Source organism: Pseudomonas sp. PAGU 2196 (assembly GCF_022179005.1).
GTDB lineage: Bacteria > Pseudomonadota > Gammaproteobacteria > Pseudomonadales > Pseudomonadaceae > Aquipseudomonas > Aquipseudomonas kermanshahensis.
Map to the genome: position 1 here is coordinate 11907 of NZ_BNTL01000005.1, position 23258 is coordinate 35164.

The following is a 23258-nucleotide window of genomic DNA, read 5'->3' on the forward strand; positions in this document are numbered from 1 at the left end:
CACCTCTCCGCTATCATTCGCGCGCTCTGTGCCTGGACACAGCAGTGACGCCTTGGGCATGACGCGAAATCGGTCAGGCCCAAGCTTCAGGAAGCTTCACATGTACCCATTCCGTTTGCATCGACCTGCCCCCTTGCGCACAGGCCTGACCCTGTTGCTGACCGGCAGCATCAGCCCGTTGAGCCATGCCAGCAGCGAGGCAGTCGATGTGCTGATCACCGACCCGGTGGTGGTCACTGGCGCCTACGCGCCAACCGGCAGTTTCGACCTGCCTTTTTCGATCGATACCGTGGACCTTTCCCATGGGACCGACGGCCAGTTGGGCGTCAATCTTTCAGAAGTGCTGACCAAGGTGCCCGGCCTAGTGGTGCAAAACCGGCAGAACTATGCGCAAGACCTGCAAGTGTCATCGCGGGGTTACGGCGCGCGCTCGGCCTTTGGTATTCGCGGCCTCAAGCTGCTGAGCGATGGTATCCCGGCCAGTACGCCAGACGGCCAGGGGCAGGCCGCCTCGCTCAACCTGGATGTGGCCGATCGCATCGAGGTGTTGCGCGGCCCCGCAGCGACCCTATACGGGAGCAACGCCGGCGGCGTTATCCAGATGTTCAGCCGGGACGGGCAGGGGCCTGCAAGGGTAGGGGCCGAAACCACCTTTGGCAGCGACGGTTTCAACAAGAATCACCTGTCGGCCGAGGGTGGCAACGAAACCGCCGGCTTCGTGCTCGATGCATCGCGCATGGACACCGACGGTTACCGTGACCACAGCGCCGCCCGCCGCGACCAGACCTTCGCCAAGGTGCACGTAAGGCCCGACGCTGACTCGCGCCTGGCGCTGATCTACAGCAGCCTCGAACAGAACAACACGCAAGACCCGCTGGGGCAAACCTGGGACGCCTATAAACATGACCCTCGCTCCACCGCAGCGGTGGCGGACCTCTACAACACCCGCAAGAGCATTGACCATCAGCAGTTGGGCATGAACTACGAGCGCTATTTCGGCGATGCCACGTTGCAGTTCAACCTCTACGCGGGGCAGCGTAGCGTCGTGCAGTACCTGTCCATTCCGAAGACAGTGGCCTCCAACAGCCAGCGTGGCGGTGGGGTAGTGGACTTCGACCGTGCGTTTCACGGCGGCACCTTGCGCTGGATACAGCCGGTTGTAGCCGCCCCCGGCAACCTTACGGTCACGGTTGGCGCCGACTATGACCAGAGCAAGGACGACCGCCGCGGCTTCCAGAATTTCAGCGGCGACACGCTGGGCGTCAAAGGTGAGCTGCGGCGTGACGAGCAAGACACCGCCACCAGCCTGGACCCATATATCCAGGCGCATTGGGAGCTCGGCAACTGGACCACTGACCTTGGCCTGCGCCACAGCTCGATGCAAATGCGCGTCGATGACCACTACCTGGCCAATGGCGATTCCAGTGGCAAGAAGACGTACCAGCAGAACACGCCGTCGCTGTCGGTGATGTATGCGTTTACGCCGGACGTGCGTGGTTACGTGAGTGTCGGCAAGGGTTTCGAGACCCCGACCCAGGCCGAAATGGCCTACGCCCCTGGCCAGGTTGAACGCTTTAACTTCGGGCTCAAGCCAGCCTCCAGCACTCAGTATGAAGTGGGCGTCAAATACCGGCTCGGCGAACGTACCCGGCTCAACGCCGCGGTTTACGAAATCCATACGGAAGACGAAATCGTGGTGGCCAGCGCCACCGACGGCCGTACCAGTTACCGAAACGCCGGGAAGACGTTGCGCCGCGGGTTTGAGGCGAGCCTGCAAAGCGACCTCAGCGATCAGTGGCAGACGACCGTGGTGTACACCCGCACCGATGCCCGCTACGCCGAAGACTTCGCCCAAGGCACGCAGACCATCGAGGATGGCAACCGCCTGCCGGGCGTGCCGCTCGACAACCTGTTCGGCGAGCTCGTGTGGAAACCAGCGACGTTTGTCAGCATGGGGGTTGAAGGGCAGTACCGCAGCAAGGTGTATGTGGAGGACAGCAATACCGCAAAACCGGCGCCGGCCTATACCGTCTTCAACTGGCGGACGCGCTTCGAACAGCACGCTGGGCCGTGGACGTTCCACCAGCTGATCCGCTTGGACAACCTGTTTGATCGGCAGTATGTGGGGTCGGTGATCGTAGGTGACGGCAACGCACGCTACTACGAAGCTGCGCCGGGGCGGTCGTGGTATGCGGGCGCCGGGTTGGAGTATCAGTTCCGCTGATATAGGTAGGAGCAGCCTTGTGCTGCGAAGAGGCCGGTAGTAGCACAGTGATCTTTACTGCTGCTACCGGCCTCTTCGCAGCACAAGGCTGCTCCTAACCTGGGGGTGCATGCTGCAGTCAGGCCACCGCTTGCGCGCCCGTGATCTCGACCAGCGAGCCGCACATGAACGCCGCCTCGTCCGAAGCCAGGAAGGCCACCAGGGCGGCGACCTCTTCCGGTTTGCCGATGCGCCCGAACGGGACCATGCGGTCCAGGTCGGCGATGGTGCGCCCCGAGCGCAGCACACCGGCTTCAAGCATGGGCGTGTGGATCTCGCCGGGGCATACCGCATTGACACGGATTTTGTGCGGCGCATAGTCGCGCGCCAGGTTTTGCGTAAACGATGCCACCGCCGCCTTGGTGACGTTGTAGGCAATATGCCCAGGTGCCGGGTAGAGGCCCCACTGCGAGGCCGTGTTGACGATCGCGCCACCCCCCGCTTCGATCATGCCAGGCAGCACGGCCCGGCACAGATGGAACATGGCATCCAGGTTGATCGCAAAGCTGCTGTGCCAATCCTCTTCGCTCAAGGCCAGCAGGTTGCCGCGACGGTTGATGCCGGCGTTGTTCACCAGCACATCGATGCGCCCGAACGTTGCTGCGACCTCTTGCACCAGGCCCCGGCAGGCCTCGCCCGACGCGATGTCCGCCGCGATGGCGTGCGCCTTGCCGCCGGCCTGCTCAATGGCCTGCGCCACAGTCTTTGCTGCTTCCAGGTTGACGTCACTGACCACCACCGTTGCGCCTTCGCTGGCCAGCCGGCCAGCAATGGCAGAGCCGATGCCGCCAGCGCCACCGGTCACGATCGCCACGTTGTTCACGAATCTTTGCATTTTTGACTCCTGATTTATTGTATGCAGAGTTGCATGCAGGCTGGTAAAGGGTGTGAGTGTGCCAACAGGGCTGAGCGGTCTCAGCCCTGGCGGTGTCAGCGGGTGCTGATAAGGGCGTCAGGCGATAGACATGCGCGCTGTCAGGTTCTGCTGCAGGTAATCCAGGAACCGGCGCTGGAACAGCATCGTATGTTCATGGGCCGCGGCTTCTGCGGCATCGGCATCGCGGGCGGCAATGGCCTCGATCATTTCATCGTGGTCACGGCCAAGGCGGTGGGCGGTGGCCGAACTGACCACGTGGTCGAAGTGCAGGTGCAGCAGGCGCTGGCCTTCACTCAACAGGCGTTCGTAGTAGTTGATGAAGTAGGGGTTGCGCCCAGCCTGCGCGATAGCCATGTGGAAGGCCTTGTTCAGCTCGGACATGGCTTGGAAGTCGCCACTGGTCACGGCCTCCAGATACGCCGCGTCGGCCTTGCGGATAGCGTCCAGGTCTTCTGCGCGATGCTGGGTTGCAGCCAGGCGGGTGACGGCGCGCTGGATCAGGTCCAGGGCTGAGATGTAATTGGGGAACTCCTCGATCTCGAAGGGGGTGACCAAGGTGGTGCGGTTCGGCAGGATGACCACCAGCCCCTCGGTGATGAGCCGTGCCAATGCATCACGCACCGGTGAGCGAGAGAGCCCGAACTGCGCGGCCAGTGAGACTTCGTCCAGTTGCACGCCCGGTTTGAGCTTGAGGGTGAGGATCTGCTTGCGCAGTTCCTCGTATATGTAGCGACCGCTGTGGCGACGTGGCGCGCCTTCGGTTTCGGTGTCTTTGGCCATCATCAGGTCTCGGTTGGGCTCGGTCGTATCATACAGGCCGGTCTTTGTTGTTTTCATCTGCAGTGCGCTGCAGGCCCCTTCGCAGCCGTGCCGGCGAGAGGCCGCTGCGGCTCAGGCAGTCCCCGCGCCCCAGGTATCGCTGAGCATGAACCCGGCCGCCAGCGGGTCATCCGGGTCCACCCCCAGTTGCTGCAGCCCATAAAGCCAGGCGCGCCCGGTTACCCGCGGCAGCACTGCAGGCCGGCCGGCGACCTCGGTATGCCCGAGCAGAGTGACCTGGAACTGCCCGCCGATAGTCGAGCGCGACACCAGCTCGTCACCCGCCTGCACCAGGCCGCGTGCCGCCAAGGTGGCCAGGTTGGCCGAGCTGCCGGTGCCGCACGGCGAGCGGTCGACCCGGCCCGGCGGCAGGGTCGTGCAGGTTTGGTAGGTGCGGTCGTCAAGGCGATTGCGGAACATCACATACGCCACCTCGTTGACCGACGGCAGCAACGGGTGCTGGATGTTCAATTGCCGATTGATCAAGTCTTTCAACGCCACACCGGCGTCGGCCAACGCCCGGGCATTCTCCGGACTGATGGACAGCCCGGTCTGCTCGACGTCTACCAGCGCGTAGTACACACCCCCAAACGCCACATCGAGCTTGATCGTGCCGAACGCTTCTGTCTCGACGGCCAGGTCCAGGTGCTCGACGAACGCCGGCACCATGTCCAGCGACACGCTCAGGCAGCGCCCGTCCGCGCACTGGGCACGGGCGGTGACCAGGCCGGCCGGGGTGTCGAGCACCACGGTGGTTTCTGGCGTCTGCATTGGCACCATGCCCAGTTCGAGCAGGGCGGTGACCACACAGATGCAGTTGCTGCCGGACATCGGGTGGGCCTTGTCGGCCTGCAGCACGATGAAGCCGGCGTGTGCATCAGGGTGGGTCGGCGGCAGCAGCAGGTTCACCGACATCTGCAGGCAGCCACGCGGTTCCAGCGTCACCAGGCGCCGTAGGCTGTCGTCGACCTCGTTGATGTAGTTCATCTTGTCCAGCATGCTGGCGCCGGGGATGCCCAAAACGCCACCGGTGATGACCTTGCCGATTTCGCCCTCGCAGTGCACTTCGGCCAGTTGCAGGGTCTGTTTCCAACGCATGGCGTTACCTCACTTGATGTACCAGCCCCAAGGCTGTTCGCTGTCGTAGCGGGTGATCTGCTTGGTTTCGAGGTAGTTGTTCAGGCCCCATTCACCCAGCTCGCGGCCAATCCCGCTTTGCTTGTAACCGCCCCAGGGGGCTTCGGTAAAGGTCGGCTGGGAGCAGTTGATCCAAACGATACCTGCGCGGAACTTGCGGGCCACGCGCTCGCAGCGCGCCAGGTCTTTGGACATGACCGCGGCGCCCAGGCCGAAACGTGAGTTGTTGGCCGCGTCGATCGCTTCCTGTTCGCTGTCGAAGGGGCGGATGCACACCACTGGGCCGAAGATTTCTTCGTTCCAGATCCAGCTGTGTTCCGGCACGTCGGCAAACACAGTGGGCTGCAGGTAGAAGCCTTTGTCCAGGTGTGCCGGGCGCTCGCCGCCCACCACCAGGCGGGCACCTTCTTCCAGGCCCCGGGCGATGGCGCGCAGGGTGCCATCGTACTGGTTACGGTTGACCAGCGGGCCTAGCAGCACGCCTTCTTCCATGCCGTTGCCGATCTTGATCTTGCGCGTTTCTTCGGCAAGGCGTGCCAGCAACGGCTCGTACACCGAACGCTCTACCAGCACCCGTGAGGTGGCCGAGCAGACCTCGCCCTTGTTCCAGAAAATCCCGAACATGATCCACTCGACCGCAGCTTCGATATCGCTGTCGGCAAAGATCACGAATGGCGACTTGCCGCCCAGCTCCAAGGTGACGTTCTTGATGTCCTGTGCGGCCGCTTGCATGATGTGGCTGCCAACCGGGACGCTGCCGGTGAAGGCCAGTTTGTCTACGCCGGGGTGCGCGGTCAGCGCTGCACCGACGGTGGTGCCGGGGCCGGTGACGATGTTCAGCACACCGGCAGGCAAGCCGGCTTCATCGGCGATGCGCGCGAGCTCCAGCGCGGTCAGCGAGGTTTGCTCGGCGGGCTTGAGGACGATGCAGCAGCCCGCCGCCAGGGCCGGGGCGATCTTCCACGAGGCCATCAGCATCGGGAAATTCCACGGCACGATGGCGCCGGCAACACCGATGGGTTCCTTACGCGCCACGCAGCTGAAACGGTCATCGGACAGCGCGACGGGTTTTTCGCGTTTCTCATCCAGTTCTTCAGCCAGGTTGGCGTAGAACTCGAAACAGCCCGCTGTGTCGCCGATGTCCCACATCGCTTCCGGAAAGGGTTTGCCGTTATCGCGCACTTCAAGAGTGGCCAATTGTTCCTGACGGGCACGGATGCCCTCGGCGATCTTGCGCAGGTAGGCGCCACGTTCGGCGCCGCTCAGGCGTGGCCATGGGCCTTCGTCGAAGGCAACGCGAGCTGCTTTGACGGCCACGTCGATGTCTTCGGCACTGCCAGACGCCACCTGGGCGATCAGGCTTTCGTCACTGGGATCGAAAGAAGGGAAGCGTGCGCCCAGGATGGGGCTGACCCATTGGCCATTGATGTAAAACTGGTCGTAGCGATTCATGCTGCTCCTCCAATGAGTGCGAAACGTCGGGCGCTGAAGGCGTTCAGGTCTTGTGCGGGCGTGCGCTGCGCGACCAGGTCGGCAACCAGGCGGCCGGTGGTAGCGCCGAGGGTGAGGCCGAGTTGGCCATGCCCGAAGGCCATGACCACGTTGTGCAGGCGTGGTGCGCGGTCGATGACGGGTTTGGTGTCCGGCAGGAAGGGCCGGTAGCCGACGCCAAACTGCATGCCTTGGGTGTTCAGTTGCGGCAGTACCCGGCGTGCCTTTTCCATGATGATCTCGGCGCGCTTGAAGTTCGGTTCGGCGCCTGGCGCTGCGAACTCTAGGGTGCCGCCAATCTGCAGGCCTCGGGTCATGGGGGCAAAGCAGAAACCACCGTCGGCATAGATCACCGAATGGCGGATCTCAACCCCAGGCTGGGGCAATACCGCCTGGTAGCCGGCAATCCCAGCCAGCGGTATGTTGACCCCAAGGGTGTCGAAAAACGCGCGGGCACCGGTACCGGCGGCGACGACGACCTGCTCGGCCGGCAAGCGCGTGCCGTCGGCCAGGGTCACGCCGGTGGCGCGGTCGTGGGTGTGGTCGATTTTCACCGCGGCTTGGCGCACGCGCACGCCCCCTTGGGCAATGAAACTTGTGGTCAGGGCTGCGATAAACCCTTCGGTGTCATTAACGGCGCGCCAGTCGGGGAACAGCAAACCATGCTGGAACTTGCCTGCCAGGGCCGGCTCCAGGTCAGCGATGGCCGCGCCGTCCAGCTCTTCTGATTTGAAGCCAAGCTGCTTGCGCAGGTCCAGGTGAGGGCGTTCGTGGGCCAGCCCGGCCGGGGAGTCGAATACCTCAAGGATGGGGCGGTCGCCTAGCAGGGTCTTGTCCGGGCAGGCGTTCAGCAACGGCGCATAGTCGTCGTAGACATGCTGGGTGAGCCGGGCCATATCTTGCGCGATCTGGTTGATCTTCGAGGAGCGCGCGCAGGCCAGGAACCGCAGAAACCACGGCAGGATGCTAGGCAGTGCGCTGGGGCGCAGGGCCAGGGGGCCTTTCTGGTCGAGCAGCCAGCCAGGGATTTTCATCAAGATGCCAGGCTTGGACAGCGGGATGACTTCGCTGACCGCCAACTGGCCGCAGCTCCACTTGGCGGTGCTGTCGCCAGGGGCGGCGGGGTCGACCAGGGTGACCTGGTAGCCGTCGCGCTGCAGGTACAGCGCGCAGCAGACGCCGACGATACCGCCACCGATGACGATGGCCTGTTGCGCTGAAGGGTGCGGGTTGTTCATGGTGCAGGCTCTACGTTGTTGCGAGGGCAAGCCCTCGATCGCGGGCTTGCCCGCTCCTACAGGTTTGCGCCGCTCCTTGTGAGAGCGGGCTTGCCCGCGATGGGCCGCAAAGCGGCCCCTGGCACTTATTGCTGCGAAGCTTCGTATACCGTGCGGAACTCGGCCTTTTCTTCATCGGTCAGCGGCAGCAGCGGCGCACGGGCATTGCCAACCTTGAAGCCTGCCAGCTCCGCCCCGTACTTGACCTTTTGCACGAACTTGCCGCTTTCCAGGTTGGCCATGGCTGGGAACAAACTGCGCATCACTTGCTGGGCACCGCGGATGTCGCCAGCCGTAAAGGCCTTGTGGAAGGCCACGACCTTCTCCGGGAAGATGTTCGCCGGGCCACAGATCCAGCTGTCGGCGCCCCACAGGTAGAAGTCCAGCGCTTGGTCGTCCGAGCCGCAGGACAACTGCATGCCCTTGTATTTCTCACCGATCTCGATGGCACGCAACAGGTTGCCGCTGCTTTCCTTGATGCCGATCACACGCGGGTGTTGGTGCAGCGCCGCGATCACGTCCAGGCCCACTTCGACGTTGGTGCGGATGGGGTAGTTGTAGAGCACCACGTTGATTTCGGGGAAGGCCTGAAGGATGGTGTTGTAGTGGGCCAGCAGCTCTTCCTGGGACGGCAGCGCGTAGTACGGCGGGGCAATCAGCAGGTTGGTGTAGCCAGCGTCGACGGTCTGCTTGATCTGCTCCAGCACTTCACGGGTGCACGAACCGTTGGCCCCCGCGATCAGGGTGCCGCGGTCACCGACCACCTCTTTGACGGTGGCCAGTATCTGACGGCGTTCGTCATTGGCCAGGGCATAGTATTCGCCGGTCGAGCCCAGTGGCACGAAACCGCTGACCCCCGCGGCCAGTTGATGCTCGAGGATCGAGGCCAGGGTGTCGTGATCGACTTTGCCCGCGGCGTCGAAAGGGGTGACCAGGGCAGGCAGGATACCGTTGAGTTTCATGATGTCGTCTCCGGGGTTGGTTTCAGATCAGTCAGGTCAGTAGGCGTAGCGACGCAGCAGGCGCCCTTCGACCACGCCTACCAGGCGGGTCAGCGGGAAGGCCACGAGGAAGTAGATGACGGCCACCGCCGAGAGGAACTCGACCGGGCGGGCGGTGCTGTTGGAAATGTTCTGGCCGACGAACATCAAGTCGGCGACCCCGACCGAGGAGATCAACGCACTCTCCTTGAACAGGCTGACCACGTTCGACAGCAGCGGGGGCACGGCGCGCAGCAGTGCCTGGGGGAAGATCACATAGAGCACCTTGACCTTCGACGTCAGGCCCAGGGCGGTGCAGGCGTCGTGCTGTTCGCTGGCGATGGACTTCAGCGCGCCGCGGAAGGTCTCGCTGGTGATTGCCCCCATGAACAAGGTCAGGGCGATCAACACCGAGGCATAGGGCGGGATGTTCAGGCCGAAGACCACCGGGAAGCAGAAGAACACCCAGAACAGCTGGATCAGCAGTGGCGTGCCGCGGAAAAACTCCACGTACAGGGTCAGCGGAAGGCGCAGCAGCGGCGTCTTGGCCTGGCGCAGCAGGCTGACCACAAAGCCCAGCAGGCTGCCCAGCAGGGCGCAGATACCGGTGAATGCCAGGGTCAGGGCCAGGCCTTTCAACAGCACTGGCCAGTAGTTCAGAACAACCGAGAAATCGAGTGGCATGGCTGTCTCCTCAGCGCTGGGCGGCCAGGTCCTGGCGCCGCTCGAACCACTGCACCAGCTGGGCGATCGGAAGGGACAGGGCGAAGTAGACCAGGGCGATCAGGGTGTAGGTTTCCAGCGGGCGATAAGCCTCGGTGGCCAGGCTCTTGCCGACGTACATCAGGTCGGCGACGGCGACGATCGCCACCAGCGCGCTTTGCTGCAGGGTGCCGATGCCGTTGGTGATCAGCACCGGCAAGGCGCTGCGCAGCGATTGCGGCAACACCACGTACAGCGTGCGCTGCCAGGACTTCAGGCCCAGTGCCACGCAGGCATCGAGGTGTTCGCGCGGTACCGCTTGAACGCCCGCGCGGTAGGCCTCGGCGTTGAATGCCGTAAGGTTCAGGCCCAGGGCCAGGAAGCCCATGGCGATTGGGTCGATGAACACGTCGAACAGCATCGGAACGCAGTAGAAGAACCAGACGATCTGCAACAGCGCCGGGGTGCAGCGGAAGAACTCGATGAACAGCTGCGCCGGCCAGCGGATGAAGAACCATCGGCTCAGGGCCATCAGGCACAGCACGAAACCGCACACCAGCCCGATCAGGTTGGACACCAGGGCCAGCTCGAGGGTGACCTTGAGGCCGTCGAGCAGGGCCGGCAGGCTGCCGTTGAGGAAGTGGAAGTCAAATTGGTAGTTCATCGCAGCGCCCTCAGTCCAGGTGCAGGACTTTTTCCAGAAACTCGCGGGTACGGGGTTCGCGCGGGGCGGTAAAGAGCTGGTCTGGGTGGCCCTGCTCGACGACCTTGCCGTTGGCACAGAACACCACGCGGGTGGCGATGTGGCGGGCGAAGTGCATGTCGTGGGTGACGATGACCATCGCCATCTTCTGTTCGGCCAGCTGCAGCATCACGTTCTGCACCTCGATGACCATTTCCGGGTCGAGCGCCGAGGTGACTTCGTCGAACAGCATCAGCCGCGGTTCGAGCATCAGTGCGCGGGCGATGGCCACACGTTGTTTCTGGCCACCGGAGAGCTGGCTGGGGTACGCGTGCAGCTTGCTTTCCAGGCCCAGCCGGGCGAGGTAGGCGCGGGCTTTTTCGGTGGCCTCGGCCTTGCTCAGGCCATGCACCTTGACCGGGGCGAGGATCAGGTTGCCCAGCACCGAGAGGTGCGGGAACAAGGTGTAGTGCTGGAACACCATGCCGATCTGTTTGTGCAGGGTTTCATCCAGCGGCCTGCCCTGCTTGCGGCAGCCATCGATGTAGGGCTTGCCCTGGAAGCGGATGGTGCCGCCCTGGATACCTTCCAGGCCCATCAACACCCGCAGCAACGAGCTTTTGCCGCTGCCGGATGGGCCGATGATCACCAGCCGGTCATCGGCGCGCATGTCCAGGTTCATCTGGTCCATCACCACCAGTTGCTCGCCATAGGCCTTGCGAACGTCACGCAGCTGGATGAAATCACCGCCGTTGACGGAATTCGGGGTGAGCGAAGCCAGTGGCTGGGCAGCCACTAAATGAGGCGTGTTCATGACAGTCGTCTCCGCGAGATTGCCCCTGGCCAGGGCCCTCGGCATGTCAGCAGGCGTTACCGGGCTTTCAGGCCCGCTGTGTTTTAGGCAGTAGCCGCAGGGTTGCAGCGAGACACGGGACGGCGGGGAAAGGGGGGCGTGGCATTTTGAGTCTCTCCGGTGATTGTTTTTGTAGGCAGAAGAGCAAGCAAAAAAGAGCGCGGTAATTCTAATGAGTGCCGCTATGTGTGCAGCGCTGTATTCAGGCTAGTGTGATTTCGCTGAGCCTGTCAACAGATGCGTAATCGGAAAATTTTTCATCAGCATTCCAAACGGCTATTGACAGGCCAGCTCAACCCTTTCTACTGTGAATACAGCATTGCATACATGCAAGCATGCAGATAAACGCCTTACCTTCCTGCCAACAACAATGATTATCAGTGAGGTCAAAAATGGTTGTTTCCGTCCGCTCTTCGTTCAACGCGCTGTTGGCCAGTGCCAGCCTTTGTGCCGCACTGCTGGCTCAAGCGCCGGCCCAGGCCGCTGAAACTTCGCTGTGGCAAGACGTGCAAAAAGCCGGGGTGTTGCGCTGTGGCGCCGCCGTGGCAGCGCCGTACGTGATGCGAGACGCCAGCACTAGCGCCTACAGCGGCTACTTCGTCGACCTGTGCCGGGACTTCGGCGAGAAGGTGCTCAAGGTCAAGGTGGAGTTCGTCGACACCAGTTGGGACAACCTGGTGGCGGGCTTGCAAAGCAGCAAGTGGGACCTGGCCATGGCCCTGAACCAGACCCCGGAACGTGCCCTGGCGGTCGCATTCACGGTGCCGGCAACCGACTATCAGGTGTCGCTGCTGGTCAACAAGAACAACCCCAAGCTCGCTGACGTGAAGGACGACATCGTCACCCTCGACAAACCGGACGTGACGTTCGCGGTGATGTCTGGCACAGCCCAGGACAAGGCCATCAGCGCGGTCGTGCGCAATGGCAAGATCATGCGTTTGCCCGGCATGGACGAAGCGCGCCTGGCGGTGATGTCCAAACGTGCTGATGTGCTGGTGGATGCCAGCGACACCAACCACCTGTTTGCCCTGGCCAACCCTGACTGGACCCGCGAGATACTGCCCAAGCCAGCACTGGCCAAGCAGGGCGTTTCATTCGGTGTACGCCGGGACATCACGGCGGCCGACCTTGAAGTGCTGAACATCTACCTGAGGCAGCGACGCGACACTGGTGAAATCCAGCAGTTGGTCGACAACGCTTCGCTGGCGGCCAACGCTGCCAAGTAGGGCGTAACACTGCTACATGCCGCGCGCTTGGAGCCAGGCACGCGGCATTTTTTGGGCCGCATAGAAAGAAGGTGAACCTCATGAGTGAACGCACACGGCCCCTGCATGGGCAGGTAGTCCTGGTCACGGGAGCGTCAGGGGGTATTGGCGCCGCGATTGTCGAACAGCTGGCGGCCGAGGGCGCCAAGCCGCTGATTCATTACAGCCGCGATGCCAGAGGTGCCCAGGCCCTGTTGGAGCGGATCGCGGGCAATGGCTGGACCGTGCAGGGTGACCTGAGCCAGGACACCGGCCCCGAGGCCCTGTGGCATGCCGCCCTTGAGCTGGCCGGTGGGCGCATCCATGGCCTGGTCAACAACGCAGGCATCCGCACCGAGGTCCCGCTGGATTTGCCCTCAGCGCAATGGCGGGCGGCGTGGCGTCGCGAGTTCCAAGTCAACTTCTTCGCCGCAGCCGACTTGTGCCGTGAAGCAGTGGCGCATTTTGGCGCCCATGGCGGCGGGCGTATCGTCAACATGGCCAGCCGCGCCGCCCAGCGAGGTTATGCCGCCGAGGCATTGCCCTACGGCAGCAGCAAGGCCGCGCTGATCAACCTGACCAAATCACTGGCCCGCAGCGTGGCGGGGCAGGATGTGGTGGCGGTGGCGATTGCCCCGGGTTGGGTGCGCACCGACATGGCGGAACAGTTTGTCGCCCAACATGGCGAAGCCGCCGCCGTGGCAGACATCCCCCTTGGGCGTATGGCTAGCCCGGCTGAAATCGCCGAGCTGGTGGCGTTCACTTTGCGCCCGTCCCAGGCGTCGCTCAACGGCGCGACGCTGGATGTGAACGGCGGCAGTTACATCCGTTGAGGCGCCGCTCAGGCGAAGCGCTCGAACCGGTAGGGGCTCGGGTCGATCAACGTGGGTGACTGCGAAACCAGGTCCGCCGCCAATTGGCCCGCTGCCGGCGAGGTGCCGAAGCCATGCCCGGAAAACCCGGTCGCCAAGGTCAGGCCGGGAATGGTCGGCACCGGGCCGATCACGGGGTTTGAGTCTGGGGTGACGTCAATCGTGCCTGCCCAGGCTGAGGCGATCCGGGCCTGCTCGAACACTGGCCAGGCTGCCTGCAGGTTACGCAGGGCTTCATCGTTCAATGCCGTGTTGGCCTGCGGGTCCTGAACCCTGACGCGCTCGAAGGGCGTCACCTGCGAGGCACCCCAACGCCGGGCCAGGGCCAGGTCCTTGAAGAAGTACTTGCCGAAGCTGATGCGCAAAAAGTCACGCTGTGCCCGCAGTTGCGGCAGGTAACGCCTGCCCAACAGCAGGTGATCCAGGGTCAGGAATGCATCGAGCGCCCCGCGCTGGGTAATGATGTAGCCGCCATCCTTGTGTTTGCGGAAGGAAAAGTCCGGTGCGCCCACGGCAATGTCGGTCGGGCCGTCCAGCGGGTGGGTGCGCAGTACTGAACAGGTCAGCGGCAGGGTGGGCAGGTCGATATTGAGGTTGCCGAGAAACTTGCGAGACCACAAGCCGCCGGCCAGCAATACCTGGTCGCAGCGAATCTCGCCTTGCTCGGTGACTACTCCGCTGACCCTGCCAGCGGCGGTGACCAGCGTGCGCACCGCGCAGTTTTCCACGAGCACCGCGCCTTTGGCGATCGCTGCACGGGCGATGGCGCTGGCGGCCAGGGTCGGCTCGGCACGCGCGTCCGAGGCGGTGTAGATGCCCCCGGCCCAGTCGGCACGGCCGCCGGGCACCTTGTTGGCAATCTCCTTGTTGCTGAGCAGCCGAGAGTCCAGGCCGAGGTGCTCGACGCTCTTGAGCCAGCTTTCGTGCATGCCCATCTGCGTGTCGTTGCGGCCGATGAACATGATGCCTGCTTGCCGGTAGCCGACATCGCTGCCGACCCGTTCCGGCATTTTCGCCCACAGTTGGTCGGCCGCCAGGGCCAACGGAATATCATGCGCATGGCGGTTGGTCTTGCGCACCCAGCCCAGGTTGCGCGACGACTGCTCACCCGCAAGGCGTCCCTTCTCCAGCAGCACCACAGGGATGTTGCGTTCGGCCAGGGTAAGGGCCGCAGTCAGGCCAATGATGCCTCCCCCGATGATCACCACGCTCGTGGCCTGAGGGTGGGTGGTAGGGGTGTGCACAGGGTCGATGACGGGGGACATGGCTTCACTCGGCGGCAGTGTGAACGGAATGTTGCGGTTCAAGGCTGGCGGCGCATCACTCGCCCAGGCGGATCAGCGTGACCTGCGCGCGCGAAGCCCCCCGGTACGCCGTCACTTCCAGCTCGACTTTGTAGACGGTCGAGCCCAGGGGCGGGCAGGTGACGGTGGTAGCCGGGTCGATGCCTCGGAATTTTTCGCCGATCACTTCCATGACCGTTGGCACGTCGGCCGGGTCCTGGATGAACACACGCGAGCTGATCACATCGCCCAGCCCGGCATCGACTGCCGCCAGTGCGGTTTCGATGTTGGCGAATACCTGGTGGGTCTGTTCGATCACGTCTTCAGGGATGACCTGGGTCTGCGGGTTGCGCCCGGCGGTGTTGGAGACGTGGATCCAGTTGTCCACCGCCACCAGGCGGGAATAGCTGGCCAGGTCTTCGAATTTCGAGCCGGTTTTCAATTTGGTGATCTGAGTCATGGGGGAGCCTTTTTAGTGGTTGAGGGATCAGCTAAGGACAGGTTTTTCCCAGAGGTTGAGCTTCACGCCGATGCCTTTCTCGAGCGCGTTGCGGTACACGACGGTGCCCCAGGCAACGTCTTCCACAGGCATGCCACCCACCGACATGAGGATGATTTCCTCGTCGTTCAGACGGCCTGGCGCATCACCACTGATGATCTTGCCGATGTCCTCGACCTGCGCGGCGTCCAGCTTGCCTTCGGCGATCATGTCCATGAAGTGCACGCCTACCAGCGGCACATGGTTGTGCGCAGGCTTGGGCAGTTCTTCGAACCAGGCTTGGTACAGCCCTGTGTTGTCCACCACCTTGCGCACGTCCGCACGCTCCATGCCGTCATCGATGCTGCACGGGGCAGGCATGGCCAGGAACGCACCGGGCTTGACCCACTCGCGCCGCACCAGCGGGTAGGTACTGGGGTCGCCGACTTCGCCCGAGCTGCAGTAGCTGACCAGGTCGGCGTCACGTACCACCTCTTCCAGGGTCTGCACGACCTGGATGTGGGTGATTTGCGGGAAGGTCGCCTGGACCCAGGCAACGAAGTCATCCAGGTTCTTCTGGCCTCGGCCCTTGATCTTGATCGTGTCGATCAGCGGGCACACCGCCATGAACGCGGCAACCGTGGTCTTGCCCATCACGCCCGGCCCGGCCAGGCCGATGACCTTGGCGTCCTTGCGGGCCAGGTGGCGCGCGCCAACCCCGGGGATGGCGCCGGTGCGGTACGCCGACAGCAGGTTGGCCGACATGTGTGCCAGTGGGGCGCCGGTGTCGGCGTCGTTGAGGGTGAACATCAGGATCGAGCGTGGCAGGCCCTTTTCCCGGTTGGCGATGTTGGAGCCGTACCATTTGGCGCCCGCGGTGCGGAAGTTGCCGCCCAGGTACGCCGGCATGGCCATCATGCGACGGTCTGCGGTCGGCTTTGGCATGTGCGGGAACGGCGATTGCTCGGGGAAGGTGATCATCGCGCCGTGGGAGTCGTTGTTCGGGCCGGCCATGCGGTAGTCGCCCTGGTAGAGCAGGTCGAACATTTCTTCCATGGTATCGACACAGGCGGGCATGTCGGTCACGCCGGCGCGGATCATGTCCTGTTCGGACAGGTAGATGAAGTCAATGCGGGTATCGAGGGTCATGGCGGGTCTCGCAAGGCGGCCGTTGTCAGGTTTTGTTCTTGTGGGCGGGGGCTGTCATTCGTGGTGTCAGTTTCGCCAACGAGCGGCTGGCCGTCTTGCGTCAGCGTGCCAGGCGACTTGACCTGCCGTGCCACGGCTGAGCTTTGTGTGGAGCAGCCTTGCGCTGCGAAGAGGCCGGTGAAGGTAGCGGAGATCTACAGTGCTTTCACTGGCCTCTTCGCAGCACAAGGCTGCTCCTACAGTGGCTTATTTAGCGATCTAGAACGGCACCGCAACAGTCAGCTGGCTGTAGACGTTGGTGCCGTTGCCGCCCACCTGATTGCCGCCGTTGCGCTCGTCCTTGCGGGGCTGATACAGGCCCACTAGCGGGCTGATGATCAGGTGGTCGTTGACCGCCCATTCCAAGTAAAGGTCGAGTTCCCGGGCATCGAGGTTGAGGCTGTCACGGGTACGCACCGTGTCGAAGTCGAAATACAGCGCACCGACCGTGAGGTTTTCCAGTGGGGTCGCCTTCACGCCGACATGGTGGATGCCGGTGTTGCTGTTGAAGGGCCCGGCATAGTTGGCGGCGACTTCACCCTGGAACCAGGTGCCATAGCCACTGGACAGGCCACTGAACAGCGCGTCCCAGCCTGCCGAGTAGCGGGTGTAGCGGTAGGTCACCTGGGGTGCCCAAGGCAGGTCGGCGAAGGTATAGCCGGCCTGCAGGTACCAGGCTTTTTCCGGGCCGCCTTGCTTGTCTTGCCACGCGTATTCGAAGGCGAAACTGGCATTGTCGATGCCGGCGTTGCCTTCGCCACGCAGGCTGTAGACGTCCATGCCCTCACGCGCTTTCTGGAACGCGCTGGCCCATTGGTCGGTGACGTCGATACCGTGCACCCAGGTCAGCCCCAAGGTGCCCAGAGCATGGGTGTAGTCCAGGGTGCCGGCGGCCAGTTCGGTTTCGGCCTGCGCGCGGTTATCGGACTTCAGCCACAGCAGGCTGCCATGCAGGCCATCCTGCCCGCCCAGGCGCAGTACTGCGGTGCGGTCGAAGGCGTGACGCGCCGCTAGGTAGTAGGCGCCGCCGCGGTCCAGGTGTCCGTCGGCCACGCCGTTGCCCAGGTTCGGGCCGTCGTCGTTTATCAGGAAGCCGCTGCCCAGGCGGACCACCTGCCGCCCCCCAGAAAGGTCTACGCCATCCTTGCCCAGCCAGGGCAGCAGGTCGCCTGAACGCCAGCCTAGGTAGGCGTCTTCGATCTTGGTGGTGCGCTCGGAACCATCGGTGTTGCCAGCAGCATCGCCATCGCCCCAGGTGGCGGAGCTCACCCAGTTCAAGGCGCCGTAAAGGCTGCCGTTGCCTGCCAGGCCCTGGTCACCGCTCAGGCCATACTTGATGAAGCCCTCGCGCCAGGTCGAGCCACCGGCCGTGCCGTCATAATTCTTGCGGCTGTTGAACATGCTCCACACCGCGAGCATGTCGGCATTCACGTGGCTGTCTTCGTCGGCGTAGAGTTCGTAGGCCGGCGCGGCCTGGCTGGCCAGCAGCGTGGCCAGGGCCAGGGTGGACAGCCGTTGCGGTTTGAACATTGCACTTCCCTCGATTGTTCTCGGCACCTCGCAAGGCGGCCTTTGTTGTTCGGGGGCAGCCTCGTGGAGGCGAGGCGCCGTCGCGGTTGGCTGCGACGGCACTATTAGTGCGTGGATGGCTGGGTGGGGTCTTGTTCGTGGCTGCCAAGGCGTTTGCCCGCCTTGGCCAGGTGCATGCAGCAGGGCGCTTCAGTAACGGATCATCACCGACTTGAGCTCGGTGAAGTCATCGATGAACGCCGAGCCGAACTCGCGGCCGATGCCGGAGGCCTTGATACCGCCGAAAGGCACGGCGGGGTCGAGCAGGGTGTGCATGTTGACCCACAGCGTACCGGCCTGGATTTGCGGGACCATCCGCATGGCTTTGCCCAGGTCGTTGGTCCACAGGCTGGCGCTGAGGCCGTAGGGCGTTGCGTTCATCAGGTGCAACAGTTCGTCTTCGTCGTCGTACGGCAGGAAGGTCGCCACCGGGCCAAAGGTTTCCTGGTTGAGCAGGGTGTCGCTGGCGCCCTTGGCGAGAATCACCGTCGGCTCGACAAAGCAGCCTGGGCCATCGCCAATGTGCCCACCATGAATGATCTGGCTGCCTTCGGCGCGTGCGGTGGCGAACAATTCGGCCAGCTTCTGCTGGTGTGGCTTGTTGGCTACCGGGCCGAACTGGGTCGACTCATCCAGCGGCGAACCGACCTTCAGCTGGCCCAGGCGCTGGCACAGTGCGTCAAGCAGTGGGTCGATGCGCGAGCGGTGGACGAAGAAGCGCTCACCGGCGGCGCAGATCTGCCCGGAATGCAGAAAGCCAGCTTCAATGATGCCGTCGACGGCTTTGTCGAGCGCTACATCGGGCAGGAACGCTACCGAGTTCTTGCCGCCCAGTTCCAGTGTCGCACGGGTCAGCTTGGCGCCCATGGCGGCTTGGCCGACGGCGATGCCGGTGGGCACGGAGCCGGTGAACGAGACCTTGTCGGTACCGGGGTGCTCGACCAGCGCCTTGCCCACCAGGCCGCCGCCGGTCAGCACGTTGAGGGCGCCCGGCGGCAGGCCGGCCTCGCTGGCCAGTTCGGCGATGCGCAGCAGCGTCAGGGGTGTGAACTCGCTGGGTTTGAGAATGATGCTGCAGCCAGTGGTCAGCGCCGAGGCCAGCTTCCAGATGGCGATCATGGTGGCGAAGTTCCACGGCACGATGCCCACCACCACGCCGATCGGTTCGCGCAGGGTGAAGGCGCTGTAGCGCTCACCGGCGAACGAGGGCAGGGACGGGGTGATGGTTTGGCCGGTGATCTTGGTGGCCCAGCCTGCGTAGTAGCGCAAGAAATGCGCGGCCTGCTCTACCTCGAACGCGCGCGCGATGCCGATCAGCTTGCCCGACTGCAAGGTCTCTAGCTGGGCCAATTCTTCGCGGTTGGCTTCCAGCAGGTCGGCCAGCTTGAACAGCACGCCGGCGCGGGCGGCCGGGCTGGTGCACGACCAGGTGCTGAAGCCTTGGCGCGCCGAGCTCACGGCATGGTCAATGTCGGCCTGGTTGGCATCGGCGATGCGCGCGAGGGTTTCGCCATTGGCCGGGTTGACCACGGCAAGGGTCGAGGAAGATTGGCTGGCGATGGAGTGGCCATGAATGAACACGCCATGTTGGCGGGCCAAGAATGCCGTGACCGCGGGAAGAAGGGTAATGTCGCTCATGCTGGCTCCTGAGGCAGAGGAACGCGGCCTGACCGGCCGCCAAAGCGTCGAGCATAGTGAACGGGCCCGGTGCTGATCTTGCATCTCCCTGACGGCGGCATGACGCTGCCTGCCAGGCATGCAGGTGCTGGCAGGCAGCAACAAGGGCCACGGCAGCCAGGGGCAAGACGCCCCGCCGGCTGCGGCGCACAGTGATGACGCAGGGAGGCAAACAACAGCCGTGCGTGCAGGTTCACTTGCCGCGTTCAACGCCACAAAAACAAGCCGGGGCATAACGATGTCACTCAACAATAAGCTCACCGAGCATCTCAACCGGGGCAGTGTCGGTTTTCCTACGGCGCTGGCCAGCACCGTCGGGCTGATCATGGCCAGCCCGGTGATCCTCACCGCGACCATGGGGTTTGGCATTGGCGGCAGTGCCTTCGCCTTGGCCATGGTCATCGCGGCATTGATGATGCTGGCGCAGTCGACCACCTTTGCCGAAGCGGCCTCGATCTTGCCAACCACAGGGTCGGTCTACGACTACATCAACTGCGGCATGGGCCGCTTCTTCGCCATCACCGGCACGTTGTCGGCCTACCTGATCGTGCACGTGTTCGCCGGTACTGCCGAAACCATCCTGTCTGGGGTCATGGCGCTGGTGAACTTCGAGCACCTCAACACCCTGGCTGAGTCGGCGGGCGGTTCGTGGCTGCTGGGTGTCTGCTTCGTGTTGGCGTTCGCCGTGCTCAATGCCTTTGGGGTCAGTGCGTTCAGCCGGGCCGAAGTGATCCTCACCTTCGGCATGTGGACCACGCTGATGGTGTTCGGCGTGCTGGGCCTGATCGCCGCACCGGCGGTGGAGCTGGAAGGGCCGTTCGGGGCGTCGCTGGTCGGTACCGACCTGATGACCATCCTCTCGCTGATCGGCATGGCCATGTTCATGTTCGTCGGCTGTGAGTTCGTCACGCCGCTGGCGCCGGAGCTGCGCCGTTCGGCCTGGGTGTTGCCGCGGGCCATGGCCTTGGGCCTGTTTGGCGTGGCCAGCTGCATGTTCATCTATGGCGCAGCCATGAAGCGCCAGGTGGAAAACGTCGTGCTCGATGCTGCCAGCGGCGTGCACTTGCTCGACACGCCCATGGCCATCCCGCGTTTCGCTGAACAGGTGATGGGCGATATCGGCCCGGTGTGGCTGGGTATCGGCTTTTTGTTTGCCGGCGCGGCCACCATCAACACCTTGATGGCCGGGGTGCCTCGCATCCTGTACGGCATGGCGGTGGACGGCGCGTTGCCCAAGGCTTTCGCCTACCTGCACCCGCGGTTCAAGACGCCCTTGCTGTGCATTCTCGTGGTTGCCCTGATTCCTTGCCTGCACGCCTGGTACTTGGGCGGCAACCCGGACAACATCCTGCACCTGGTGCTGGCGGCAGTGTGTGCCTGGAGCACGGCATACCTGCTGGTGACGCTGTCGGTGGTGATCCTGCGCATCCGCCGGCCCGATCTGCCACGGGCCTACCGCTCGCCACTGTTCCCGCTGCCGCAGATCATTTCCAGTGGCGGTATCGTCATTGGCATGGCGTTCATCACCCCACCAGGCATGAACCCGGCCGACATCTATGTGCCGTTCGCCATCATGCTGGCCGGCACCGCCACCTATGCGCTGTTCTGGACGCTGTGCGTGCAGAAGGTCAACCCGTTCAAGCCGGCGCGGGTCGAGGATGTGCTGGAAAAAGAATTCGCGGCAGAGCCGGGCCATGCAGTGGAGCACCTGCACCATGATCAGACGTTTGCGTGATCGCCTGCTGGCGCCGCGTGCCCCGGCCGGCTACCGGCCCGGGGCCACGCTGGGGCTGCTGTCGCGTAACCTGGGGCAGGTGCACATGCAGTTGCTGGAACCCGCCCGCGGGGTGATCGACAACCCGGCGCTGGGCTGGCGTGCCGAGGTGCGTGAATGTGTCGAGGCGCACTTGCTGATGCATGTGGTCACCTGCGAATTCCGCCTGTGCCTGCCTGCCCTGCAAGGGGGCGGGGTAATGCTTGAAATGCGTCATGCGGGTGCAATCCGTCGTACCGGCCTGGCGTGCGTGTACCGCAGCGGCGACAAGGCGCGTTTCACCCAGGTACGTGAGCAACTGCTGAACAATGCGCAACTGACCGCCGCCCTGATGCCGCTGGATTTCAAGCGCCTGACCCTGGAATGCCGCGATGGCCACTGGTGGCTGACCTTGGAACACATGGGCGGCAGCGAAGTGGTCAACCGCATGCCGGCGTTTCGTCGCTACATTCAGATCAGCCCGCCGCAACGCGCGCACCTGATGGCCTGCCTCGGCCTGTTCGGACAATCGCTACCCCGTCTCTAAGCCTTTTTTGGCACGTGCCTTGCTCAAGCTTTAGACGAGAGATCACAGTTGTGCGCTCATTGATAACATGTTAACAATGGCTGCATAACAACAAATTCTGCGTCGAGGGCATCCATGCACACTCAACAACCCAACCGTCAGGGGCTGGAACGCTGGACCACGGCCATGCAGCAGATCTGCGGCCGTTTCGAGACCGAGCTGGCCTCCAACCCGGCGTTGTTCATCGGCGAAGTGTCGACGTTTTCCCGCGCGGGGTTACCACTGGCCAATCTGCGCACTAATGCCGGCAACATCCGCCGCCTGGGCGAAAATCCGACCCTCGACGATGACCAGCATTGCTTTCTGGTCAGCCAGCGCATGGGCTACTCGACGGTGGCGCAGGGCGGCATGCAGGTCACTCTGGCGCCGGGGGAGTTGCTGCTGATGGACTCTGTCGGGCGTTGTGAGATCACTCCCAGTGGGCTGATCGAGCATGTTTCGCTGGCCCTTTCCCGCGAGCAGGTGCGCAAGCATGTGCAAGGCAGCGGTGCGATGTTCGGCAAGATTTCCTCATCCAATGCCTGCGGGCGCATGCTGCATGTTTTGATGGACCAGCTGTGCAAGGACGACCATGCCAGTGGCGATGGTGCGCAAGGCGATGCGTTGCAGACAGCATTCATTGCATTGCTGGAGCCCGGTTTCGAGCGCAATGGCGACTCGCCGCACACCCTTGGCCCGCTCAGTGGGGCCAACCTGCGTAGCTATGTGCAGCAGGTGATTGACGAGTCCTTGTCACAGCCCGGGCTGACACCGGCCAATCTGGCCGGCCGGCTGAACATTTCGGTTCGGCATTTGTACCGCCTGTTCGAGGAGGAGGGCGACAGCGTCTGCCGCTACATCCAGCGTGCGCGCCTGAAGCGCAGCGCGGACGACCTGGCCAACCCGTTCTTCAAGCGCGAGTCGATCACCTCGATCGCCTACAAGTGGGGCTTTACCGACTCGGCGCATTTCAGCCGCTCGTTCAAAAAGCAGTTCGAGCAATCGCCCAAAGACTTCCGCGCCCAAGCCATGGCCTGACACGCGCTTTCCGCGACCCAGGTAGGAGCAGCCTTGTGCTGCGAAGAGGCCGGTGACAGCAGTGAGATTCACTGTGTTTTCACCGGCCTCTTCGCAGCACAAGGCTGCTCCTACCCGGGTCGTGTCAATCCGGGGGCAAGCCTCAGGTCACTGCCAGGTAATGCTTGACGAACGATTCGCTCAGCACCTCCCACAGCACCGGCGTACCTTTGCTGACGAACCAGGCATCCCCGGCCTTGAAGCGGGTGACTTGCCCCGTGGATTCATCGGTCAGCTGGATTTCGCCGGTTACGATCACCGCCTGCTCGTCGAACGGGTAGACCATGCGGAACTTGCCACGCGTGGTGCCGAAGTAGGCGCTGCTGACTGGGTCAGTCGGCGCGCCGTGGGTCATCTTGCCGAAGGCGTTGACGTCGCCTTCAAGAATATCCGAGCCCAAGTCAGCAACGCTGCCCCACGGGTCGAGTTCGGACAGTTGGACGCCTTGTTTGGCGGCGGTGAGGGTCATGG

Annotated in this window: 21 protein-coding genes; 6 read left to right on the forward strand and 15 right to left on the reverse strand. The window is 63.5% G+C overall.

The genetic code is table 11. The features are described 5' to 3' along the window. The first annotated feature begins 100 nt into the window (after nucleotides 1–100). A complete protein-coding gene (locus tag MFF34_RS05280; RefSeq protein ID WP_238210835.1) occupies nucleotides 101–2224 on the forward strand; it encodes a TonB-dependent receptor in 2124 nt (707 codons plus the stop codon). Nucleotides 2225–2342: 118 nt separating this feature from the next. On the opposite strand, the gene MFF34_RS05285 is transcribed toward MFF34_RS05280, so the two are convergent. The 9 genes from MFF34_RS05285 to MFF34_RS05325 form a co-directional block, all read right to left on the reverse strand. Continuing rightward, on the reverse strand, nucleotides 2343–3098 hold the full coding sequence (locus MFF34_RS05285) for an SDR family NAD(P)-dependent oxidoreductase (RefSeq protein WP_238210837.1): 756 nt from the start codon (nucleotides 3096–3098) through the stop codon (nucleotides 2343–2345). Nucleotides 3099–3215: 117 nt separating this feature from the next. Next, nucleotides 3216–3977: a GntR family transcriptional regulator gene (locus MFF34_RS05290; RefSeq protein WP_238210844.1), complete on the reverse strand. Its 762-nt coding sequence runs from the start codon at nucleotides 3975–3977 to the stop codon at nucleotides 3216–3218. 54 nt (nucleotides 3978–4031) lie between these two features. Further along, nucleotides 4032–5057: a proline racemase family protein gene (locus MFF34_RS05295; protein ID WP_238210846.1), complete on the reverse strand. Its 1026-nt coding sequence runs from the start codon at nucleotides 5055–5057 to the stop codon at nucleotides 4032–4034. A 9-nt stretch (nucleotides 5058–5066) separates the two neighbouring features. Then, nucleotides 5067–6548, reverse strand: a complete 1482-nt coding sequence (locus tag MFF34_RS05300) for an aldehyde dehydrogenase family protein (RefSeq protein ID WP_238210848.1) — start codon at nucleotides 6546–6548, stop codon at nucleotides 5067–5069. Next, nucleotides 6545–7825, reverse strand: a complete 1281-nt coding sequence (locus MFF34_RS05305) for an FAD-binding oxidoreductase (protein ID WP_238210850.1) — start codon at nucleotides 7823–7825, stop codon at nucleotides 6545–6547. Before MFF34_RS05305 ends, MFF34_RS05300 begins: the two co-directional genes overlap by 4 nt. A gap of 125 nt (nucleotides 7826–7950) precedes the next feature. Then, nucleotides 7951–8826, reverse strand: coding sequence for a dihydrodipicolinate synthase family protein (locus tag MFF34_RS05310; protein ID WP_238210852.1), 876 nt, complete (start codon nucleotides 8824–8826; stop codon nucleotides 7951–7953). A gap of 36 nt (nucleotides 8827–8862) precedes the next feature. Next, nucleotides 8863–9528, reverse strand: a complete 666-nt coding sequence (locus MFF34_RS05315) for an amino acid ABC transporter permease (protein ID WP_238210854.1) — start codon at nucleotides 9526–9528, stop codon at nucleotides 8863–8865. A 10-nt stretch (nucleotides 9529–9538) separates the two neighbouring features. Next, entirely contained in the window at nucleotides 9539–10210 is a 672-nt protein-coding gene (locus MFF34_RS05320; RefSeq protein ID WP_238210862.1) for an amino acid ABC transporter permease, read from the reverse strand. 10 nt (nucleotides 10211–10220) lie between these two features. Further along, on the reverse strand, nucleotides 10221–11042 hold the full coding sequence (locus tag MFF34_RS05325; protein WP_238210864.1) for an amino acid ABC transporter ATP-binding protein: 822 nt from the start codon (nucleotides 11040–11042) through the stop codon (nucleotides 10221–10223). A gap of 431 nt (nucleotides 11043–11473) precedes the next feature. Here MFF34_RS05325 and MFF34_RS05330 point away from each other — a divergent pair, with 431 nt between their 5' ends. Together MFF34_RS05330 and MFF34_RS05335 are read left to right on the forward strand one after the other, a co-directional pair. Further along, nucleotides 11474–12307: a transporter substrate-binding domain-containing protein gene (locus MFF34_RS05330; RefSeq protein WP_238210866.1), complete on the forward strand. Its 834-nt coding sequence runs from the start codon at nucleotides 11474–11476 to the stop codon at nucleotides 12305–12307. A gap of 80 nt (nucleotides 12308–12387) precedes the next feature. After that, nucleotides 12388–13158 carry an SDR family NAD(P)-dependent oxidoreductase gene (locus tag MFF34_RS05335; protein ID WP_238210868.1) on the forward strand — a complete coding sequence of 257 codons (771 nt, stop codon included), beginning with the start codon at nucleotides 12388–12390 and terminating at the stop codon, nucleotides 13156–13158. Between the two features lie 8 nt (nucleotides 13159–13166). Here MFF34_RS05335 and MFF34_RS05340 read toward each other — a convergent pair whose 3' ends face one another. The 5 genes from MFF34_RS05340 to MFF34_RS05360 all read right to left on the reverse strand — a co-directional run bounded on the left by MFF34_RS05340 (nucleotide 13167) and on the right by MFF34_RS05360 (nucleotide 19353). Then, nucleotides 13167–14462, reverse strand: a complete 1296-nt coding sequence (locus MFF34_RS05340; protein WP_238210870.1) for an FAD-binding oxidoreductase — start codon at nucleotides 14460–14462, stop codon at nucleotides 13167–13169. Between the two features lie 55 nt (nucleotides 14463–14517). Continuing rightward, a complete protein-coding gene (locus tag MFF34_RS05345; protein ID WP_099428869.1) occupies nucleotides 14518–14940 on the reverse strand; it encodes a RidA family protein in 423 nt (140 codons plus the stop codon). Nucleotides 14941–14967: 27 nt separating this feature from the next. After that, nucleotides 14968–16107, reverse strand: a complete 1140-nt coding sequence (locus MFF34_RS05350) for a tyramine oxidase subunit B (RefSeq protein ID WP_238210872.1) — start codon at nucleotides 16105–16107, stop codon at nucleotides 14968–14970. Nucleotides 16108–16365: 258 nt separating this feature from the next. Further along, on the reverse strand, nucleotides 16366–17676 hold the full coding sequence (locus tag MFF34_RS05355; RefSeq protein WP_238210874.1) for an alginate export family protein: 1311 nt from the start codon (nucleotides 17674–17676) through the stop codon (nucleotides 16366–16368). Between the two features lie 189 nt (nucleotides 17677–17865). Beyond that, nucleotides 17866–19353 (reverse strand): aldehyde dehydrogenase family protein, encoded by a 1488-nt coding sequence (locus MFF34_RS05360; RefSeq protein ID WP_238210876.1) that lies wholly within the window; start codon nucleotides 19351–19353, stop codon nucleotides 17866–17868. 277 nt (nucleotides 19354–19630) lie between these two features. On the opposite strand from MFF34_RS05360, the gene MFF34_RS05365 reads away from it, so the two are divergent. The 3 genes from MFF34_RS05365 (at nucleotide 19631) to feaR (ending at nucleotide 22748) form a co-directional block, all read left to right on the forward strand. Beyond that, nucleotides 19631–21127 carry an APC family permease gene (locus tag MFF34_RS05365; protein ID WP_027596117.1) on the forward strand — a complete coding sequence of 499 codons (1497 nt, stop codon included), beginning with the start codon at nucleotides 19631–19633 and terminating at the stop codon, nucleotides 21125–21127. Next, nucleotides 21108–21692, forward strand: a complete 585-nt coding sequence (locus tag MFF34_RS05370; protein ID WP_238210883.1) for a DUF3156 family protein — start codon at nucleotides 21108–21110, stop codon at nucleotides 21690–21692. The genes MFF34_RS05365 and MFF34_RS05370 overlap by 20 nt, the downstream gene beginning before the upstream one ends. A 114-nt stretch (nucleotides 21693–21806) precedes the next feature. Beyond that, nucleotides 21807–22748 carry a transcriptional regulator FeaR gene (gene feaR / locus MFF34_RS05375; protein ID WP_238210885.1) on the forward strand — a complete coding sequence of 314 codons (942 nt, stop codon included), beginning with the start codon at nucleotides 21807–21809 and terminating at the stop codon, nucleotides 22746–22748. A 142-nt stretch (nucleotides 22749–22890) separates the two neighbouring features. Here feaR and MFF34_RS05380 read toward each other — a convergent pair whose 3' ends face one another. Next, nucleotides 22891–23256 (reverse strand): cupin domain-containing protein, encoded by a 366-nt coding sequence (locus MFF34_RS05380; protein ID WP_238210887.1) that lies wholly within the window; start codon nucleotides 23254–23256, stop codon nucleotides 22891–22893. Nucleotides 23257–23258 lie beyond the last annotated feature (2 nt).

Bases quoted from the DNA above. Each gene is read 5' to 3' on its own strand.
- MFF34_RS05325 (WP_238210864.1), bottom strand. From the start codon at position 11,042: ATGAACACGCCTCATTTAGTGGCTGCCCAGCCACTGGCTTCGCTCACC.
- MFF34_RS05285 (WP_238210837.1), bottom strand. From the start codon at position 3,098: ATGCAAAGATTCGTGAACAACGTGGCGATCGTGACCGGTGGCGCTGGC.
- MFF34_RS05330 (WP_238210866.1), top strand. From the start codon at position 11,474: ATGGTTGTTTCCGTCCGCTCTTCGTTCAACGCGCTGTTGGCCAGTGCC.
- MFF34_RS05370 (WP_238210883.1), top strand. From the start codon at position 21,108: ATGATCAGACGTTTGCGTGATCGCCTGCTGGCGCCGCGTGCCCCGGCC.
- MFF34_RS05380 (WP_238210887.1), bottom strand. From the start codon at position 23,256: ATGACCCTCACCGCCGCCAAACAAGGCGTCCAACTGTCCGAACTCGAC.
- feaR (WP_238210885.1), top strand. From the start codon at position 21,807: ATGCACACTCAACAACCCAACCGTCAGGGGCTGGAACGCTGGACCACG.
- MFF34_RS05340 (WP_238210870.1), bottom strand. From the start codon at position 14,462: ATGTCCCCCGTCATCGACCCTGTGCACACCCCTACCACCCACCCTCAG.
- MFF34_RS05300 (WP_238210848.1), bottom strand. From the start codon at position 6,548: ATGAATCGCTACGACCAGTTTTACATCAATGGCCAATGGGTCAGCCCC.
- MFF34_RS05335 (WP_238210868.1), top strand. From the start codon at position 12,388: ATGAGTGAACGCACACGGCCCCTGCATGGGCAGGTAGTCCTGGTCACG.
- MFF34_RS05305 (WP_238210850.1), bottom strand. From the start codon at position 7,825: ATGAACAACCCGCACCCTTCAGCGCAACAGGCCATCGTCATCGGTGGC.
- MFF34_RS05350 (WP_238210872.1), bottom strand. From the start codon at position 16,107: ATGACCCTCGATACCCGCATTGACTTCATCTACCTGTCCGAACAGGAC.
- MFF34_RS05280 (WP_238210835.1), top strand. From the start codon at position 101: ATGTACCCATTCCGTTTGCATCGACCTGCCCCCTTGCGCACAGGCCTG.
- MFF34_RS05360 (WP_238210876.1), bottom strand. From the start codon at position 19,353: ATGAGCGACATTACCCTTCTTCCCGCGGTCACGGCATTCTTGGCCCGC.
- MFF34_RS05310 (WP_238210852.1), bottom strand. From the start codon at position 8,826: ATGAAACTCAACGGTATCCTGCCTGCCCTGGTCACCCCTTTCGACGCC.
- MFF34_RS05320 (WP_238210862.1), bottom strand. From the start codon at position 10,210: ATGAACTACCAATTTGACTTCCACTTCCTCAACGGCAGCCTGCCGGCC.
- MFF34_RS05365 (WP_027596117.1), top strand. From the start codon at position 19,631: ATGTCACTCAACAATAAGCTCACCGAGCATCTCAACCGGGGCAGTGTC.
- MFF34_RS05315 (WP_238210854.1), bottom strand. From the start codon at position 9,528: ATGCCACTCGATTTCTCGGTTGTTCTGAACTACTGGCCAGTGCTGTTG.
- MFF34_RS05295 (WP_238210846.1), bottom strand. From the start codon at position 5,057: ATGCGTTGGAAACAGACCCTGCAACTGGCCGAAGTGCACTGCGAGGGC.
- MFF34_RS05355 (WP_238210874.1), bottom strand. From the start codon at position 17,676: ATGTTCAAACCGCAACGGCTGTCCACCCTGGCCCTGGCCACGCTGCTG.
- MFF34_RS05290 (WP_238210844.1), bottom strand. From the start codon at position 3,977: ATGAAAACAACAAAGACCGGCCTGTATGATACGACCGAGCCCAACCGA.
- MFF34_RS05345 (WP_099428869.1), bottom strand. From the start codon at position 14,940: ATGACTCAGATCACCAAATTGAAAACCGGCTCGAAATTCGAAGACCTG.